Origin of the sequence: Mesorhizobium cantuariense (assembly GCF_042647205.1) — a bacterium.
GTDB classification, from domain to species: Bacteria; Pseudomonadota; Alphaproteobacteria; order Rhizobiales; family Rhizobiaceae; genus Mesorhizobium; species Mesorhizobium cantuariense.
The window spans coordinates 7,772,205-7,789,223 of record NZ_JBHRVD010000001.1; the positions used below are offsets into that span (position 1 = coordinate 7,772,205).

Here is a 17,019-nt window from a genome sequence, read left to right on the forward strand (position 1 = left end):
AACGCAGAACCGCTCTATCTCCTTGTCTTGACGCAATTCCGGACGGAAAACCGTTTCACACTTTTCCTGGAATTGCTCTAACTCACCGCTGACATGTCCGGCAATAGAAGGTCGATCGGCCGCTCTGCACGATCCGTTCGATGTGGCCGCTGCAGCCGGGCTTCGAGCAGGCTTCGCCTTCGCGGTCGTAGACGGCGAAGGAGTGCTGGAAATAGCCCAGTGATCCATCGGTCTGCATATAATCCCGCAGTGAGGACCCGCCGGCCGCGATTGCATCTGATATCACCGAACGAATGGCTTCGGCCAGGTGCTCGCTTTGGGCCTGGGCTTTCTTTCCGGGCCTGGCGATCGTGCCCGCCTCGCGCAGCGGCGACAGGCTGGCGCGCCACAGCGCCTCCGACACGTAGATGTTGCCGAGCCCGGCGATCAGCCTCTGGTCGAGAAGCGCTGCCTTCAGCGGTGATCGCCGCCCTTTCATCAATGAGGCAAGCAACGCGCCGTCCAGTGTGTTGCCCGTTGGCTCAACGCCTAACCCGGCCAGCATCGGATGGACGTCCGGCCCTTCCGCAAACAGCATGAAGCCGAAGCGGCGCGGATCATTGAAGATCACGCGGGATCGGGCGCCTGCCGGAGATACGACATGGAAGACGACGTGGTCGTGATTGGAACTCTTCGAGCGGTCGTGCTGGAAAACGCCGGGCATGTCGTTGCCGTCCGCCGTCTCGATGCGGAATGAGCCCGACATGCCGAGATGGCAGATCAGTACGGGACCGCCTTCCAGGTCCATCGTCAGATACTTGGCCCGGCGGCCGAGTGCCGTGATCGTCTTGCCGGTCAGCCGCTGCGAGAATTTCTCGGGAAATGGAAAGCGGAGATCCGGTCGGCGCGCCTCGACAAGCGCAATGGTGGCGCCTTCCAGAACCGGCTGCAGCCCGCGCCGGACCGTTTCGACCTCCGGCAATTCAGGCATGACCGCCAATCGCCGTATAGAAAGAAGTGCCGTAGCGGCCGTGCGCCAGCCCAAGATGCTCGGCCACGGTCTCACCGATGTCGGCGAATGTCGTTCTCAGCCCGATGTCGCCGCCCTTGAAACCCGGTCCGGTGCCGATCACCGGAATGCGCTCACGCGTATGATCGGTACCGCGCCAGGTCGGATCGTTGCCGTGATCGGCCGTCAGGATGAGAAGATCGCCCTGCCGCAGCCTTGCAAATGCCTCCGGCAGCCGCCGGTCGAAGGCCTCGAGCGCGGCTGCATAGCCTGCAACATCGCGGCGATGACCGAATTCGGTGTCGAAGTCGACGAAATTGGCGAAGACGAGGTCACCGTTGCCGGCATCATCCATCGCATCCAGCGCCTCGTCGAACATCGCCATGTTGCCCGCCGCCTTGCGTACTTGCGAAATTCCGCGATGGGCGAAGATGTCGCCGATCTTGCCGATGGCGATGACCCGGCTGCCACGCGCCGTCAGCCGGTCGAGCAGGGTCGGCTCCGGCGGGGGTACGGCGTAATCATGGCGGTTGTACGTCCGCTCGAAGGTGGCGGTGGTTTCGCCGACGAACGGCCGCGCGATCACCCGTCCGATCCTCAACGGGTCAACCAGCCTGCGCACCACCTTGCAGAATTCATAAAGCCGCTCGAGGCCGAAATGGACTTCATGCGCGGCGATCTGCAGGACCGAGTCGACCGACGTGTAGCAGATCGGCTTGCCGGTGCGGATGTGCTCCTCGCCGAAGCGCTCGATGATCTCGGTGCCCGGCGCATGACAATTGCCGAGGATCCCCGGCACCTTGCCCTCGCGGATGATCGCCTCGGTCAGTTCAGCCGGAAAGGCGGGAACCGTATCCGGGAAATAGCCCCAGTCGAGACGCACCGGCAGGCCGGCGATTTCCCAATGGCCCGACGGCGTGTCCTTGCCGCTCGAAACCTCCTGTGCGGCGCCGTGGAAGGCCGTGGCGAGCAGATCCGTCCCAGTGCTGGCAAAGCCCAGTCCCGTCGCGGTTTCGGCAGCCTTGCCAAGTCCGAGCGAGGCCATGTAGGGGACAAACAGCGGTCCACTGCGAAGCCCTTCGCGATCCGCCCGTCCTTCGGCACAAGCTTCTGCGATGTGCGCGAACGTGTTGGCGCCGGCGTCACCGTAGCGGTCGGCGTCGGCCGCGCCGCCGACGCCGAAGGAGTCCAAAACGAAAAGGAATGCGCGCGCCATCGAGTTGTTGCCAGTTTGAACGACCAGACATAGGGTTCCGCGACTTCATTGGCAATTCGGAAACCAAACGGCAACGGCTAATACATGTCGCCCAAAAGTTGATCTCGGTTTTGGGACAACGACATGCACAAACAAAGAATGCATGTCGCAACGATGTGCTGGGCATGGATTGAGAACAACAGACGGCGGTTCTGTCATGAGGCTGAAGACTTATGCCGCTCTTATGCTGGTGCAGGGCGCGCTCTGGTCCAATCCGGCGCATGCCGACTGGCGCGATGATATCGGCACGTTTCGCATCGGCATCGTTGCCGAGCCAGGCGCCGGCAACACCGTTCCAGGGCTGGCTGTGTTGACCGACGCCTACACCAAGGCCTTGGGCATGAAGGTCGAGTTTGTCGTTGCCCGCGACTATGCCGCGCTGATCGAGGCGCAGGCCAATGCCCGCATTCAATACGCGATCTATTCGGCGACCGCCTATGCGACGGCCTCGCAGCGCTGCGGATGTGTCGAGCCGCTTGTGGCTCCGGCCGATTCCGACGGCGCGATCGGCATCCGCTCCGTTCTGCTGACGCGGGACGGCAAGCTGCCTGACCTGGCGGCGATGGAGAGCCATCGCATTGCCATGGCGCCTTCGGACAGCGTCGGCGGCTCTCTCTTGCCATTGGCGGCGTTGGCGGCGGAAGGCCGCAAGATCGCGGAAGATGCACCGTTTCTGGTCCATGCCGACTCTGCCGAGGCGGCCGAAACGATGCTGGTCGAGGGCAAGGCCGATGGCCTGTTCGGCTGGGTGACGGCCGCGGCTGACGGCCAGCTGGAAGCATCGGGCACGCAGACAAGGCTCGAAGCGGCAGGGCTCTCAGTGACGGCACTTCGGGTCGTATGGACGTCGGGCCTGCTGAGATATGGCCCGCATGCGGTCCGCAGCGATCTCGACCCTGAAGCCAAGCGCCGGCTCACCGTGTTCCTCACCAACCTCAAGTCGACGACGCCAGACGTCTATGACCTCCTGGAAGCGAAGCATTCCGGCGGCTTCGCTACCGTCGCGCCAAAAGACTACGAGATGGCCGTTTCTATCGTGCGTTTCGTCTCGGGCGGTTCGCAACAATAGCGCAATTTTTTATCCGCAGTTGAGTGGCAACAGAGAGCGGGAGCGTTCCTGCGAACCGCCTGGCCGTCTCTGTTCAACAGTCGCCGCAAGGGATCGCCACGCTTCTGCGGGGGCGCAGATAGTAGGTTTCGCCCATGTTTATCGGGTTGAAAGCAGAGTTCATTGCAAGCTCGATGACCGGCGTGTAGCCGAGATTGCTTTCGACGCGGATGAGGAAGGTGCTGGCGATCTTGAGCGTTGCTGGAACCGTGGTTTCCGTGGTCGCCGCGGCGCCGGAGCTGGCGACGCCGGCGACCAACTTGCGTGACCATACCACCAGCGCCTTCGTCGCATCGGCCGAGACCTGTATTGCCGTGATGGTGATGCTCGGGGTCGAGCGACTGTAGGGCTGAAGGGTCACGCTGCCGATCTGCATGATGGCGTCGACATCCGCCTTGACGACGCTTGTTTGCTGGGTGACGAGATCGGCCACCATGCTGCCGATACGACTGACCTTCTTGCTGGTCTCGATGGCTTGTGATGCCTCCATGGTCACGAAATACATGATCAGCAGGATGGGCATGATCAAGGCGAATTCGACCGCGGCGATGCCGCGGCGGTCGGACCAGAATCGATTTGCTTTCCGCCAAACTCCTGCAGTCCTAAGATGTGCCCCCGCACGCATCATGCATATTACCCTTTTTCTTTTACTGCTCGCGCATCCACTTCGACTCAATTGTCGAACGGCTCGTTCTGCCAGGTCACCGATGCGTAGTGCAGTGTCTTGTTGCCGCCCATCGACTTAGCCAGCAGATCGGTCATGATCGGCCACTTGTAAAAGACCCGCAGCATGTTCTTTGACTCCGCCGCCCCCCGCGTAATGGAGAAGGGCACTTCGTCGGTGCCGTTCGTCAACTGGACATCGTTGGCCTTGATCTTGAAGCCGGCCAGCGACGCCGCGGCGAACGTCGTATATTGGCGAAGATCCACCATCAACTGAAGCTTGCAATCCTGGGCGACGATGATCTTCAGTTTGTCGCAGATCGTGGTCTTCAAACCGTCTTCGGTGACGTCGGCCACCTTTAACTGGCCGGTGCGCAACCGGCGCGCGACATCGTCGGTGATGTTGGCCATCACTTCCTGGCCGGCAAACGAGATGCAGCTTTCCAGAATGGCAAAGACAAGCAGTGCGAACGGGATTGCAAGGATTGCAAATTCGATAGCCGTGCTGCCGCGTCGGTCACGAAGGAAACGGGCAAAAAACCTTGGGCGCCTCGCCTTGTGGTCGCCTGCGCAGCCGAATTCCTTGCTCATGTCTGATCCTGCCGATCTCTATGCGGTCTCGGAAGGAGCATTAGCGCAAACCAATTGAGGTCCGGTTTGAATGATCGTTAAAGTCGGCGCTGGCCTCTTAACCTGCCGATAACCGGAACGGCATTCGACTGCGCCGTCCTACCGGCTGACGCTCATCTCCGCTTCGGAAGACTTCTCCGCATCGCTCTTGTAGGAGCTTTCGCAATAGGGCGTGCAGGACATCGTCTGTATTTCGGCGCGCCGATAGATACGCACGGACGAGGCGGCCTGCCGCACGACGGTAACCTGCTCGTCGACGATAGGGCTGCCGTCCGTATCGAGCACGACCAGATTGGTGACGCCGAAGCCTTTGCCGGTCAGCACGATCGTCGAAGCGTCCTGCACGGAAGCGTCGGCGATTGCCGGGTTACCGACCACGATGGTGTCGGCAGGACGCGACAGTTTGACGATCTTGGCCTGGTTCATCGTGACCTCGATGCCGGCGCCGGCCATGGCGGGCGCGACGAAGGTCGTGGCGGCAAGAAGCGCGGCAATCAGGATTGACGATCTCGGCTGGGCCATTGAGGCGCTCCACGCAAGCAGACTGATCAACGGAACATGAACGAGATTGGTGAACCAACGGTTAAGCGCGCGTAGTTGCCGCTTGTGCCAGGGCCGACAAGGCCGCCCGCGAGGTGTGGTCCGGTCGGGCCGCAAGCGCCACAAAACCAGGAAACGGACAGTTGGACGGCACTTAGCCTGGAGTTAACCACGCAATGTGTTCGAACCGGGAAAGGAATCGGTAAGGCTGTTTATTAAGCCGATCGAAAGAGCTTCTCCCTAGATTGGCAGCATCCGATCAACCATCACAGAAGTTGACGGAAGTGCTGTAACACGTGGAGTAGGAGCTCTCGAATGTCTAATCTCATCGCACGTTTTGTGAAGGATGAATCCGGCGCGACCGCTATCGAATATGGTCTGATCGCCGCTCTCATCGCGCTTGCCATCATCACCGGCGCCGGCGCTCTCGGCAATGCACTCAACTCCAAGTTCGTGGCTATCGGAAGCACCTTGAACGCCGCGCCTAGCGGCAGCTGATCGGCCTTATCGCCGAGCACTTGGATTGCGTTCTGGAAAGGGCCGCCGCGTGGCGGCCCTTTTCTATGCCGCTGCCAATATCAGTCGTCTTTTCGGTCCGGGCCTCATCAATCGTTAATCGAACATGCCTAGATTGAGCCCTGTGAAATCGGACAATAGGCATAGCGCCGATGCTTGAAGCCCTGATCTTTGTCGTTTTTCCGTTCTGTATGCTGTTTGCCGCGATCTCCGACATGCTGTCGATGACGATCGCCAATCGCGTGCCGGTGCTCCTTGTCGTTGTTTTCGCGCTGGTTGCGCCGCTGACGGGTATGGAATGGGCGGTCTATGGTGGACATTTCGCCGCCGGCGCCCTGGTCCTTGCCGTGACGTTCGGCCTGTTTGCAATGGGCGGCATGGGCGGCGGCGATGCCAAGCTTCTGGCTGCCACCGCGATGTGGATGGGTCTCAATGTCAATCTTGTCGAGTATCTTGTCGCCTCGACAATCATCGGCGGCCTGCTGACGCTCGCGATCATCCTCTACCGGAAGTCGCTGCTTGCGGCCGTTACCAGCCAAAATCCGTTTCTGCGCCATTTCGCCGACGAGGCAAAAGGTGTTCCTTACGGAGTCGCACTCGGCCTTGGCGGATTGCTGACCTATCCGGATTCGCCTTTGATGCTATGGGCGCTCACCAGGCTGGCGGCCTGAGCACGATCTTTATTTTGTTATCTGTCAGCATTGCCGCAACCGGTTCTCAACAGCGCCCGCCCGGTCATTTTGGCCGGCCAGGGCACATTCCAGCCAATTTGTGTAAACCTTAAATTAATCACGATCGTAAGTATTACATTAACCTTGTTTTGACGATTGCCGCTGCAAAGTCCGGCTTGGCTACGTGGTTTGCCAGGGCAAGGGTTCGGACAGATGCCAGCATCGCGATTGATAATTCTGAGCGTGGCAGTGGCCGCGGCGGGTGGTGCTGGCTATGTCGCGAAAAACATGGTGGCACCGCCGCCCCAGATCGTCGTCGATTCCGGCCCCCAGGCCCCGGCCGTGTCTCTGCAAGATGTGCTTGTGCTTTCGGGCGACGTTCCGATGGGCAGCCCGATCGAAAACAACATCGCCTGGCAATCCTGGCCCGCCGACGGCATCAACGCGAATTTCATCACCCGCACCGCCGAGCCCGAGGCGCTGGAAAAGCTGAAGGGCTCCATTGCCCGTGTGGCGATGTATGCCGGAGAACCTCTGCGGCGTTCCAAGCTGATCGGCGAGGGGCAAAGCTTCATGTCGTCGATCCTGCCTTCCGGCATGCGGGCGGTCGCTACGGCCATCTCGGCCGACACGTCGGCCGGTGGCTTCATTCTTCCGAACGATTTCGTCGATGTCATCATGACCCGCAGGGCCGATGCCGCCAGCGGTGCTGCCGGTTTCAACACCGAGACCATCCTCAAGAACATCCGTGTCCTGGCCATCGACCAGACCATTCAGGAGGATGAGGAAGGCAAGAAGACCAGGGTGGGCCAGACCGCCACGCTGGAACTGACGCCCAAGCAGGCAGAGATCATTGTCGTCGCCCAACAGATGGCGGATCGCCTGACCCTGGCGCTGCGGGCGGTCGCGGACACGCAGGAAAAGAATCTGGGTGAGGCCGACTATCTCGTTTCCGGCAATGGCCGCAGGGGAACGGTGAGGCTGATCAAGTCGGGCGAAGTTTCCGAAGTAGGGGCAAGGAAATGAGGCTAAATGGTAAACTGCCGGCAATTGTAGCCGCGGCATTCGGCCTGCTGCTCGTCGGAACGAATGTGCAAGGCAGCGTTGTCGAAGCAAAGAACGCGCAGGTCACGGCATCGACGGCCACCCAGCGCGTCAAGCTCGGTCTCAACAAGTCGGTGGTCATCGACCTGCCGAGCGATGCCTACGACATTCTCGTCGCCAACCCGGCGGTGGCCGATGCGGTGACACGCACCGCAAGGCGCATCTACCTGTTCGGCAAGGCGGTCGGCGAGACGAACATCTTTGTCTTCGGCCCGAACGGCGAGCAGATCGTCAGTCTGGATCTGGCGGTCGAACGCGACGTTGCCGGCCTCGAGGACTATATCAGGCGCTTCATTCCGACGTCGACCATCAAGGTGGAACTGCTGAATGACAACGTCGTCCTGACAGGGACGGTCGACACGCCGCTGGACGCAAAACGCGCGGTCGACCTAGCGACGATTTTCGTCTCGGGTGGTGAAGCAACGACAGGACAATATTCGCAGACCGCGGCCGGCGGTTCGTCCCAGAGCGGTGTGGACATCAACAACCCGGACCAGGAGCGTCGCACCAGCAAGATCGTCAACCTGCTTCAGATCATCGGTGACGACCAGGTCACGCTGAAAGTCACCGTCGCCGAAGTCAGCCGCTCGGTGATGAAGCAGCTCGGCGTCAACATGGTCGGCAGCGGCAGCTCCAACGGCATTTCCTATAGCGCGGCGAGTTCGCCTGCTTTCGGGTTGGGTAAGCCGATTTCGACAACGTCCGGTTTGTTGCTGGGGGACGGACTCGGAAACGGCCTCCAAGCCTACATCAATGCGATGGAGCAAAGCGGCGTGATGAAGACGCTGGCTGAACCGACCCTCACCGCCGTATCGGGCGAAAAGGCGACATTCAAGGTGGGCGGCGAGTACAATCTGGCCACCGGCCGCTCGAGCAACGTGTCGACCGACAACCAGACCGGCCTGACCACATACACGTTTGACAAGATCGAATACGGCATTGGCCTCGAGTTCCAGCCGGTTGTGTTATCGGCGGGGCGCATAAGTCTCAAGATCAGAACATCTGTTTCGGAGCCGACCACGGATGGTGCCCCGACCCTCGAAGGTGGGGGTGCTCAACCCGGCATGACGATATTGTCGATCCGCAAGAGGCTTGCCGATACCACTGTCGAATTGCCTTCGGGAGGGTCGATGATGATCGCCGGCCTTGTTCGCGACGACGTTCGCCAGGCCATCTCGGGCCTGCCTGGTCTGGCCAAGATCCCGGTGCTCGGCTCGCTCTTCCGCAGCAGGGACTTCGTGCGCAACGAGACCGAACTGGTCATCATCATCACGCCCTATCTGGTGAAGCCGGTGGCGCGCAACGACCTTGCCAAGCCGGACGACAATTTCAATGCCGCCAGCGATGGCGCCGGCATGTTCCTTGGCCGGGTCAATCGCGTCTACGGCACCATGCAGACCGACAAGCCCAACGGCCGCTACCACGGCGTTGTCGGCTTCATCTACAAGTGAGCGGGGAAGCGGACATGTCTCAGTCAGCATTGAAGGCAAGCACCATCGCCACCACGATGCGCCTTGGTCGCTCGCGGGTCTGCCGGCGAGCCGTTCCGGTGCTGGCGGTTGCAGTGGCGGCGTTGCTGGCCGGCTGCGCCCAGCGCGACAGCATCACGGTCGGCGCCATTCCGGATGACTATCGCACCAACCATCCGATCGTGATCGCGGAGAAGAACCAGAAGGTCGACCTGCCTGTTGGCGCCGGTGACCGCGGCATGACCGGCGCGCAGCGCGATACGCTTCTTGGTTTCCTCGACGGCTATGACAAGAGCGCCGCTCCGACCCTGACGATCCAGATCCCAAGCGGATCGGCCAACGAGGTTGCCGCGACGGCGGCCGCCCGCGATTTCGGCCGGCTCGCGATCGCCGCCGGCGTCAAGCGCAACCGGATCGTCGTCACCTCCTATCAAGCCGCCTCGAGCGAGGTATCCTCGCCGGTTCGTGTCGCCTTTGTCTCGGTGAGGGCCCAGACCGACAAATGCGGACGCTGGCCCGAGGACCTCGTCGATACCTCGGAAAACAAGCACTATGCCGACTTCGGCTGCTCCTATCAGAACAATCTTGCTGCCCAGATGGCCAACCCGAACGACCTGCTCGGTCCGCGCAAGTCGACCACCATTGATGCTGAGAATCGCGGCGCGGTGATCGATGTCTACCGTCAGAGAGGCATCTCGGATGAGTTCCTCGGCAATTCGGAAGTGACGTACTGAGTCGCCAGTCTCGGATAGAACAGGCTACGGGAAAGAGTATGACGATGAGCAACCTTGCCTACGACGCCCCGGTGGATGGCAGCGATACCTCGCAGCAGGACATCGCCGCGATGCAGGCATTGCGGCCGATCCCGCGCATCTCGATCCAGGCATTCTGCGAGACCGAGGGCGTAGCCAATCCGGTCGAACGGGCCGGCGAGGACCGCCGCATGACGAAGGCGCATCTCAAGGTCCATATGGGTGGCGTCCCCACCGCCATCGAATTCTACCAATCGGCGCCAACGCCCAACCTGATCCTGCTGGAATCGCGCAGCGAGCCGAAGCAATTGCTGGAGCAACTCGCCCAGCTCTCGGAATATTGCGATCCGACTTCGAAGGTGGTGGTGATCGGCCATTATAATGATGTCGGTCTCTACCGCGAGCTCATCCGCAACGGCATTTCCGAATATGTGATTGCACCGGTGTCGATGGCTGACATCGTCAGTGTGGTGTCGTCGATTTTCATCGATCCGGAAGCCGAGCCGCTCGGCCGTTCGATCGCCTTTGTCGGCGCAAAGGGTGGTGTCGGCTCCTCGACGATTGCCCACAATGTGGCTTGGGCGATGTCCTCCCTGTTCAAATCCGAGGTGGTCGTCGCCGATCTCGATCTCGCTTTCGGCACGGCCAACATCAATTTCGACCAGGACCCGGCGCAAGGCATCGCCGAGGCGGTGTTTTCGCCGGAGCGCATCGATGAAGTCTATCTCGACCGGCTGCTGACCCAGTGCGCCGAGCATTTGTCGCTGCTGGCAGCACCTTCGACGCTTGAACGGGTCTATGACTTCGATCCCGAGGCCTTCGCCCAGCTCATCGACACCGCCCAGCGCAGCGTGCCGCTTTTGGTGCTCGATGTTCCCCATATCTGGACGGGTTGGACCAAGAACACCCTGGTCAAGGCCGACGAGATCGTCATCACGGCGACACCGGAACTGGCCAATCTGCGCAACACCAAGAACCTCGTCGACATGCTCAAACGGCTTCGTCCCAATGACCCGCCGCCGAAGCTGATCATCAACCAGGCTGGCGTCCCGAAGCGCCCGGAGATTTCGGCGTCCGACTTCGCCGAGCCGCTCGGCCTGCCGCCAATGTCGGTCATTGGTTTTGATCCGTTGCTGTTCGGCAATGCCGCCAACAACGGACGCATGCTTGGCGAAATGGATGCCAAGAACCCGGTTGTCGCAATGATCAACGAAATCGCGCATGTGCTGACCGGGCGCAGTGAAATCAAGACCAAGAAGAAGGCCGGGCTTGGCAACCTGCTCGGCAAGCTCTCGCGCAACAAGAAGTGACGCTTCAGCAGTGGAATCGGTAGTCGATCATGTTTGGTAAAAGAGGCAGCGACGACGGCAACCGGTTCACGCCGGAATTTCGCCAGCCAGCACCGGCGCCTGTTGCACCGCCGGCTGCAAGTCCTGTGGACACGGCGGTTCTGACCCGGCCTGCGGCCGCGCCAAGCGCACCTGTCGCGCCGCCGGCGCGCCGCGCGGTCGAGGCACCGCCATTGGCGCCCGAACCGAAGCGGGCACAGCGCGAAAAGAGCGAAACCTATTACGACACCAAGAGCCAGGTTTTCTCCGCACTCATCGACACGATAGATCTGTCGCAGCTCGCCAAGCTTGATCCTGAAAGCGCACGCGAGGAAATCCGCGACATCGTCAACGACATCATCGCGATCAAGAATTTCGCGATGACGATTGCCGAGCAGGAAGAATTGCTTGAGGACATCTGCAACGATGTGCTCGGCTATGGGCCGCTCGAACCACTGCTCGCCCGCGACGACATCGCCGACATCATGGTCAACGGCTCCAAGAACGTCTACATCGAAGTCAACGGCAAGGTCGAACAGACTGGCATCCGCTTCCGTGATAACCAGCAGCTCCTCAACATCTGCCAGCGCATCGTCAGCCAGGTTGGCCGCCGTGTCGACGAATCCAGCCCGATCTGCGACGCGCGTCTTCCCGACGGCTCCCGCGTCAACGTCATCGCGCCGCCGCTCTCCATCGACGGCGCCACGCTCACCATCCGCAAATTCAAGAAGGACAAGCTGACGCTTGATCAGCTGGTCAAGTTCGGCGCCATCTCCCCGCAGGGCGCCGAAGTTCTCAAGATCATCAGCCGTGTTCGCTGCAACATCGTCATCTCGGGCGGTACCGGCTCGGGCAAGACGACGCTGCTCAACTGCCTGACCAACTATATCGATCGCGAGGAGCGCGTCATCACCTGCGAGGACTCGGCCGAGCTGCAATTGCAGCAGCCGCATGTGGTGCGTCTCGAGACCCGCCCGCCCAATCTGGAGGGCGAGGGTGAGGTGACGATGCGCGACCTGGTCAAGAACTGCCTGCGCATGCGGCCCGAGCGCATCATCGTCGGCGAAGTGCGCGGACCCGAAGTGTTCGACCTTCTGCAGGCGATGAACACCGGCCATGACGGCTCGATGGGAACGATCCACTCGAACAGCCCGCGCGAATGCCTGAACCGTATCGAATCCATGATCGCCATGGGCGGTTACTCGCTGCCGCAGAAGACAGTGCGCGAAATCGTCGTCGGTTCCATCGACGTGATCATCCAGGCGGCGCGCCTGCGCGATGGATCGCGTCGCATCACCCACATCACCGAGGTGATCGGAATGGAGGGCGACGTCATCATCACGCAGGATATCGTCCTCTACAACATCAAGGGCGAGGACGCCAATGGCAGGCTGCTGGGAGAGCATGTGTCGACCGGCATCGGTCGTCCGCATTTCTGGGACCGGGCCCGCTACTATGGCGAGGAGCAGCGCCTCGCCATAGCGCTCGAGGCGATGGAGAAACGCGCTGACTGACGCATCTTGGGGCGTAAGGGTTCGGGCCAATGTTTGGAATTGACGGCACAGTACTGGCGTTTGTCGTGCTCGCCGGCTTCAGCGCCGGCGCCGTCGCCTATGCATTCCTGTTCACCCGGATCAGCAACGAGAAACAGGTTGGCAAGCGGCTCGAAACGATCAGGACCGCCGAGACGGATCGCTCCGTCGTCAAGGCCTCGCGCGATCGCGTGGCGGAAGCCGTCAAGCGGCGCAAATCGGTTCAGGATTCGCTCAACGAGCTCGACGCAAAGCAGAAAACCAAGGACAGCACCGTCAAGAAACCGCCGCTGAAAGCCCAACTCCGCCAAGCCGGCCTGAAGACCACCGTCGAGCGCTTCTACATATATTCCGCCGTATGCGGCCTCGTTTTGACGATGGTCGCCTTTGTGGCCGGAGCGCCGATGTTCGCCTTGCCTGGCGTGCTGCTGGCCGGGGCGCTGGGCTTGCCGCGCTGGTTCGTCTCGTTTCGTCGCGCCCGCCGGGTCAAGGCATTCCTCAACGAATTTCCAAACGCGCTCGACATCATCGTGCGTGCTGTCAAATCCGGCCTGCCGCTGAACGACGCCGTACGAATGATCGCCAACGAATCGCCCGAACCCGTGAAGACCGAGTTCCGCCGCATCGTCGATTCACAGCAGATGGGCCTCTCGATCCCCGATGCGACCTTGCGCATGCCCGAAACCATGCCTTGTACCGAAGCAAGCTTCTTCGGCATCGTCATCCAGATTCAGTCGCAGGCTGGCGGCAATCTTTCCGAGGCGCTGGGCAATCTTTCGCGCGTGCTTCGCGACCGCAAGAAGATGAAAGCCAAGGTCGCGGCCTTGTCGATGGAAGCGAAGGCGTCCGCCGCGATCATCGGTGCGCTGCCCTTCATCGTCGCCTTTCTCGTCTACCTGTCGAGCCCGGCCTACCTGATGCCGCTTTTCAACACCAGCGTCGGAAATCTGATCCTTGGTTGCTCGGCGGTTTGGATGTCGATCGGCATCCTGGTGATGCGCAAGATGATGAACTTCGATGTCTAGGATGCTGGCATGACCGATCAAGTCATCAAATCCCTGACGGATCCGAGCTTCCTGATCGCGCTGCTGGTCGGAATAGCGGTGTTTGCGACCGTCTTCACCTTGCTGCCGGCGTTTGGTGGAAACCAGCTCAAGGCACGCATGAAAACCGTTGCGCTGGAACGCGACGAATTGCGTGCCAAACAGCGCGCCCGGCTTGCCGTCGAGGCGGATCGCCGTCGCAAGGGCCTGCGCGAGGAGCAGTCGGTTGGCATGCGCAACATTGTCGACCGGCTGGATCTGAAGCGTGCACTCGCCGATGAGGGCACGTTGCAGAAACTAAAAGTGGCCGGGTTTCGCGGACAGAATCCGCTGACGCGGTTTCTTTTCTTCCGCCTCGTGCTTCCTTTTGCCGGCTTCGCCCTGGCCGCAATCTACATCTTCGTGCTCGGAGCATTGCCCGACAAGCCATTGGTCATCAGGCTGTTCGTCTGCATCCTCGTTGCTTATGGCGGCTTCTACGCTCCGGTCGTCTATGTGAACAACCGCGCCACCAAGCGCAAGCAGTCGATCCAGATGGCATGGCCGGATGCGCTCGATCTGATGCTGATCTGCGTCGAATCGGGCATGTCGGTGGAAGCCGCGCTGCGCAAGGTCGCCGACGAGATCGGCGCGCAATCGGTGGCGCTGGCGGAAGAATTCATCCTCACCAACGCCGAGCTTTCCTATCTGCAGGAACGCAAGCAGGCCTACGAGAACCTGGCAAGCCGCACCGGCCTGGATTCGGTCAAGTCGGTGTCGCAGGCACTTGTCCAGGCAGAGCGCTACGGCACGCCGGTGGCGCATGCACTGCGCGTGCTTGCCGCCGAAAGCCGCGACATGCGCATGAATGCGGCCGAGAAGAAGGCCGCCGCCTTGCCGCCAAAGCTCACCGTGCCGATGATCCTGTTTTTCCTGCCGGTGCTTTTCGCCATCATTCTCGGCCCCGCCGGCATTCAGGTCAGCCAGCGCGGTATCTTCGGCGATCATCCGGCACCGGCATCAGCCCAGTAGCGGCGAAGCAAATCCCTGCACGACATGTGAAGAAGCCGCGCTGCATTGCAGCGCGGCTTCTTCATTGATGGTCGTTACAAAGATCGTCGCCTCAGTTGGTCGCCGGTTTTGACTTGTCCTGATCCTTGAGCTGGCTCCAGGCATTCTGCTGGGCCAGCATCTGCCTGAGATAGGCGACATTTGCCTGCGCCTGTTCGGGCGAGAGTTCCTGTGAGGCGATCTTCTCGGCTTCGTCGAAACGGCCTTGCAGGCCGACGATCAGCGCCAGGTTCTGGCGGACCCGGCTGTCCGCATTCGGCTGCTGCGCGGCCGAGCGCATATAGGTCTCGGCTGTGCGCAGGTCACCTTCCAGCACATAGGACATGCCAAGATTGGAGAGCACGGAAGGCTCGTTCGGCTTGAGGTCGAGTGCCTTGCGGTAAAGCTGGCGCGCATCGTCCTTCTGACCGGTCTGGTCGAGAATGGCCGCTTCGGCCGACACCAGCTTCCAGTCGGGATATTCCGGCGTCTGAGCGCGGCGCACGGCGTCGAGTGCCGCCTCGAACTGGCCATTGGCGGCCAGCGCCTTGCCATAGGAGGCAAGCACGTCGCGATCCTTCGGCAGAGCGATGGCGAGCTTGCGCATCACGGCCAGCGACTGGTCGGCGTCGCCGTCCATCTGCAATGCCGCCGCATAATTTGTCGCTATCCGTTTGTCGGCGGGGTTCCTGGCGTAGGATTGACCAAGTGCACCGGTGGCATTGTGCAGTTCTCCCGCCGACATGCTTTCCAGCGGTTTGCCACTGGTGCGTCCGATCGAGCCGGTGGAAAGCTTGTCGGTTCCGCAACCGGCGACACCGGCTGCGAGCGACAGCATGAGGGCCGTGGTGATGAGCCGTTTTCCCCTGGCATTGATCCTGCGGTCGGTCGGCATCGGCACCTGGGCCTCCATTCATGCGCGGCCATTGCGTGGCCGTCTTCCCTCCCGCAGAAATATTCTGTTAACCCTAACGGACGGTTAAGAACGCCGACTCGGGGCGCCGCACGGAGAACATCGAATGCCTGTCGAACTCGTCGAGAAGAAACTGCCGGGCGCGCTGCCGGTTCATCTGGTCGCCAGGGACGGTCTGGACGCAGCCGGTCTTGCGCCGGCCGCTGTCGCCTGGGGCAGAGCCAACGGCTTTTCCGGCGAGGCAGGCCGGACGCTGGTCGTGCCCGGCGAAAACGGAGCGCTCGGCGGCGCCTTGTTCGGTATCGGCGACGGCGAAGGCGCACTCGCCCTCGGCGCATTGTCGAAAGCCTTGCCGGAGGGCGACTGGCATTTCGCCTCGGCGCCGGCCGAGCCCGAACTCGCAGCAATCGCGCTGGTGCTCGGCGGCTACGTCTTCACCCGTTATGGCAAGAAGTCAGGCAAGGCGCTGCGCTTCGGCCTGCCGGCCGGCGTCGATGCCGGACGCGTTCGCCGCATTGCCGACGGCGTCTTCCTGACCCGCGATCTGGTCAATACGCCGACCAGCGATATGGGCCCGGAAGAGCTGGAGAAGGCAGTGCGAACCCTTGCCGGCAGGCACAAGGCCGAAGTCTCGGTGGTGAAGGGCGACGATCTCCTCAAGCAGAATTTCCCGATGATCCATGCCGTCGGCCGCGCGTCGGCCGGCGCGCCGCGCCTGATCGACATGAGATGGGGGCGACAAGGTGCGCCGAAGGTGACGCTCGTCGGCAAGGGGGTCTGTTTCGACACTGGCGGTCTCGACATCAAGCCATCGTCCGGCATGTTGCTGATGAAGAAGGACATGGGCGGTGCCGCCAATGTGCTTGGCCTGGCCTCGATGATCATGGCAGCCGGGCTGAACGTACGGCTGCGCGTGCTCATTCCCGCAGTTGAGAATTCGATTGCCGGCAACGCTTTCCGGCCCGGCGACGTGCTGACGAGCCGCAAGGGCATGTCAGTCGAGATTGGCAACACGGATGCCGAGGGGCGGCTGGTGCTGGCCGATGCGCTGGCGCTGGCCGACGAGGAGGAGCCGCAGCTTCTGATCGACATGGCGACGCTGACCGGAGCTGCCCGTGTCGCGCTCGGCCCTGATCTGCCACCGTTCTATACCGGCGACGAGGCGCTGGCATCCGACCTGGCGGCGGCTTCCGTCGCGGCCGAGGATCCGCTGTGGCGCATGCCGTTGTGGCGGCCCTACGATGCAAAATTGGCATCGAAGATCGCCGACATCAACAATGTCACCACGGACGGTTTCGCCGGCTCGATCACGGCGGCACTGTTCCTGAAGCGCTTTGTCGAAAAGACCGCGGGCTGGGCGCATTTTGACATCTTCGCCTGGAACCCCGCCGATCGCCCGCATGGTCCCGCCGGCGGCGAGGCGCAAGGCATCCGCGCGCTGGAACGGATCATCTTGAAACGCTTTGGCTAACCATGAT

17 protein-coding genes and 1 pseudogene are annotated in these 17,019 nt (G+C 61.5%); 11 read left to right on the forward strand and 7 right to left on the reverse strand.

Features of this window, described 5'->3' with window-relative positions; all coding sequences use genetic code 11:
- Nucleotides 1-82: 82 nt before the first annotated feature.
- Both mutM and ACFOJ9_RS37845 read right to left on the reverse strand, forming a co-directional pair.
- A complete protein-coding gene (mutM, locus tag ACFOJ9_RS37840) occupies nt 83-970 on the reverse strand; it encodes a bifunctional DNA-formamidopyrimidine glycosylase/DNA-(apurinic or apyrimidinic site) lyase (RefSeq protein ID WP_378987184.1) in 888 nt (295 codons plus the stop codon).
- Nucleotides 963-2,204, reverse strand: coding sequence for a phosphopentomutase (locus ACFOJ9_RS37845; RefSeq protein ID WP_378987187.1), 1,242 nt, complete (start codon nt 2,202-2,204; stop codon nt 963-965). Before ACFOJ9_RS37845 ends, mutM begins: the two co-directional genes overlap by 8 nt.
- A gap of 196 nt (nt 2,205-2,400) precedes the next feature.
- On the opposite strand from ACFOJ9_RS37845, the gene ACFOJ9_RS37850 reads away from it, so the two are divergent.
- A complete protein-coding gene (locus tag ACFOJ9_RS37850) occupies nt 2,401-3,312 on the forward strand; it encodes a phosphate/phosphite/phosphonate ABC transporter substrate-binding protein (protein ID WP_378987190.1) in 912 nt (303 codons plus the stop codon).
- A gap of 73 nt (nt 3,313-3,385) precedes the next feature.
- On the opposite strand, the gene ACFOJ9_RS37855 is transcribed toward ACFOJ9_RS37850, so the two are convergent.
- The 4 genes and pseudogenes from ACFOJ9_RS37855 to ACFOJ9_RS37870 all read right to left on the reverse strand — a co-directional run bounded on the left by ACFOJ9_RS37855 (nt 3,386) and on the right by ACFOJ9_RS37870 (nt 5,166).
- Nucleotides 3,386-3,979, reverse strand: coding sequence for a TadE/TadG family type IV pilus assembly protein (locus tag ACFOJ9_RS37855; protein ID WP_378987193.1), 594 nt, complete (start codon nt 3,977-3,979; stop codon nt 3,386-3,388).
- Between the two features lie 44 nt (nt 3,980-4,023).
- Nucleotides 4,024-4,425 carry a pilus assembly protein gene (locus tag ACFOJ9_RS37860; RefSeq protein WP_378988359.1) on the reverse strand — a complete coding sequence of 134 codons (402 nt, stop codon included), beginning with the start codon at nt 4,423-4,425 and terminating at the stop codon, nt 4,024-4,026.
- A gap of 30 nt (nt 4,426-4,455) precedes the next feature.
- Nucleotides 4,456-4,605, reverse strand: a pseudogene (locus ACFOJ9_RS37865) (TadE/TadG family type IV pilus assembly protein); the annotation flags it as partial.
- A 138-nt stretch (nt 4,606-4,743) separates the two neighbouring features.
- A complete protein-coding gene (locus ACFOJ9_RS37870) occupies nt 4,744-5,166 on the reverse strand; it encodes a pilus assembly protein N-terminal domain-containing protein (RefSeq protein ID WP_378987196.1) in 423 nt (140 codons plus the stop codon).
- A gap of 333 nt (nt 5,167-5,499) precedes the next feature.
- On the opposite strand from ACFOJ9_RS37870, the gene ACFOJ9_RS37875 reads away from it, so the two are divergent.
- The 9 genes from ACFOJ9_RS37875 (at nt 5,500) to ACFOJ9_RS37915 (ending at nt 14,610) form a co-directional block, all read left to right on the forward strand.
- A complete protein-coding gene (locus ACFOJ9_RS37875; RefSeq protein WP_378987199.1) occupies nt 5,500-5,682 on the forward strand; it encodes a Flp family type IVb pilin in 183 nt (60 codons plus the stop codon).
- A 170-nt stretch (nt 5,683-5,852) separates the two neighbouring features.
- Nucleotides 5,853-6,371: an A24 family peptidase gene (locus tag ACFOJ9_RS37880; protein WP_378987202.1), complete on the forward strand. Its 519-nt coding sequence runs from the start codon at nt 5,853-5,855 to the stop codon at nt 6,369-6,371.
- Between the two features lie 213 nt (nt 6,372-6,584).
- Entirely contained in the window at nt 6,585-7,397 is an 813-nt protein-coding gene (gene cpaB / locus ACFOJ9_RS37885) for a Flp pilus assembly protein CpaB (RefSeq protein ID WP_378987204.1), read from the forward strand.
- Complete coding sequence (locus tag ACFOJ9_RS37890) at nt 7,394-8,926, forward strand: type II and III secretion system protein family protein (protein WP_378987207.1); 1,533 nt, start codon at nt 7,394-7,396, stop codon at nt 8,924-8,926. The genes cpaB and ACFOJ9_RS37890 overlap by 4 nt, the downstream gene beginning before the upstream one ends.
- Before the next feature lie 14 nt (nt 8,927-8,940).
- Complete coding sequence (locus tag ACFOJ9_RS37895) at nt 8,941-9,678, forward strand: CpaD family pilus assembly protein (RefSeq protein WP_378987210.1); 738 nt, start codon at nt 8,941-8,943, stop codon at nt 9,676-9,678.
- Between the two features lie 44 nt (nt 9,679-9,722).
- Nucleotides 9,723-11,006: an AAA family ATPase gene (locus ACFOJ9_RS37900; protein WP_378987213.1), complete on the forward strand. Its 1,284-nt coding sequence runs from the start codon at nt 9,723-9,725 to the stop codon at nt 11,004-11,006.
- A 29-nt stretch (nt 11,007-11,035) separates the two neighbouring features.
- Nucleotides 11,036-12,538 (forward strand): CpaF family protein, encoded by a 1,503-nt coding sequence (locus tag ACFOJ9_RS37905; protein WP_378987216.1) that lies wholly within the window; start codon nt 11,036-11,038, stop codon nt 12,536-12,538.
- A gap of 29 nt (nt 12,539-12,567) precedes the next feature.
- A complete protein-coding gene (locus ACFOJ9_RS37910; RefSeq protein ID WP_378987219.1) occupies nt 12,568-13,581 on the forward strand; it encodes a type II secretion system F family protein in 1,014 nt (337 codons plus the stop codon).
- Nucleotides 13,582-13,590: 9 nt separating this feature from the next.
- On the forward strand, nt 13,591-14,610 hold the full coding sequence (locus tag ACFOJ9_RS37915) for a type II secretion system F family protein (protein ID WP_378987222.1): 1,020 nt from the start codon (nt 13,591-13,593) through the stop codon (nt 14,608-14,610).
- A gap of 91 nt (nt 14,611-14,701) precedes the next feature.
- On the opposite strand, the gene ACFOJ9_RS37920 is transcribed toward ACFOJ9_RS37915, so the two are convergent.
- Nucleotides 14,702-15,523 carry a tetratricopeptide repeat protein gene (locus ACFOJ9_RS37920; RefSeq protein ID WP_378988314.1) on the reverse strand — a complete coding sequence of 274 codons (822 nt, stop codon included), beginning with the start codon at nt 15,521-15,523 and terminating at the stop codon, nt 14,702-14,704.
- A 124-nt stretch (nt 15,524-15,647) separates the two neighbouring features.
- On the opposite strand from ACFOJ9_RS37920, the gene ACFOJ9_RS37925 reads away from it, so the two are divergent.
- Nucleotides 15,648-17,012: a leucyl aminopeptidase family protein gene (locus ACFOJ9_RS37925; protein WP_378987225.1), complete on the forward strand. Its 1,365-nt coding sequence runs from the start codon at nt 15,648-15,650 to the stop codon at nt 17,010-17,012.
- Nucleotides 17,013-17,019: the final 7 nt, after the last annotated feature.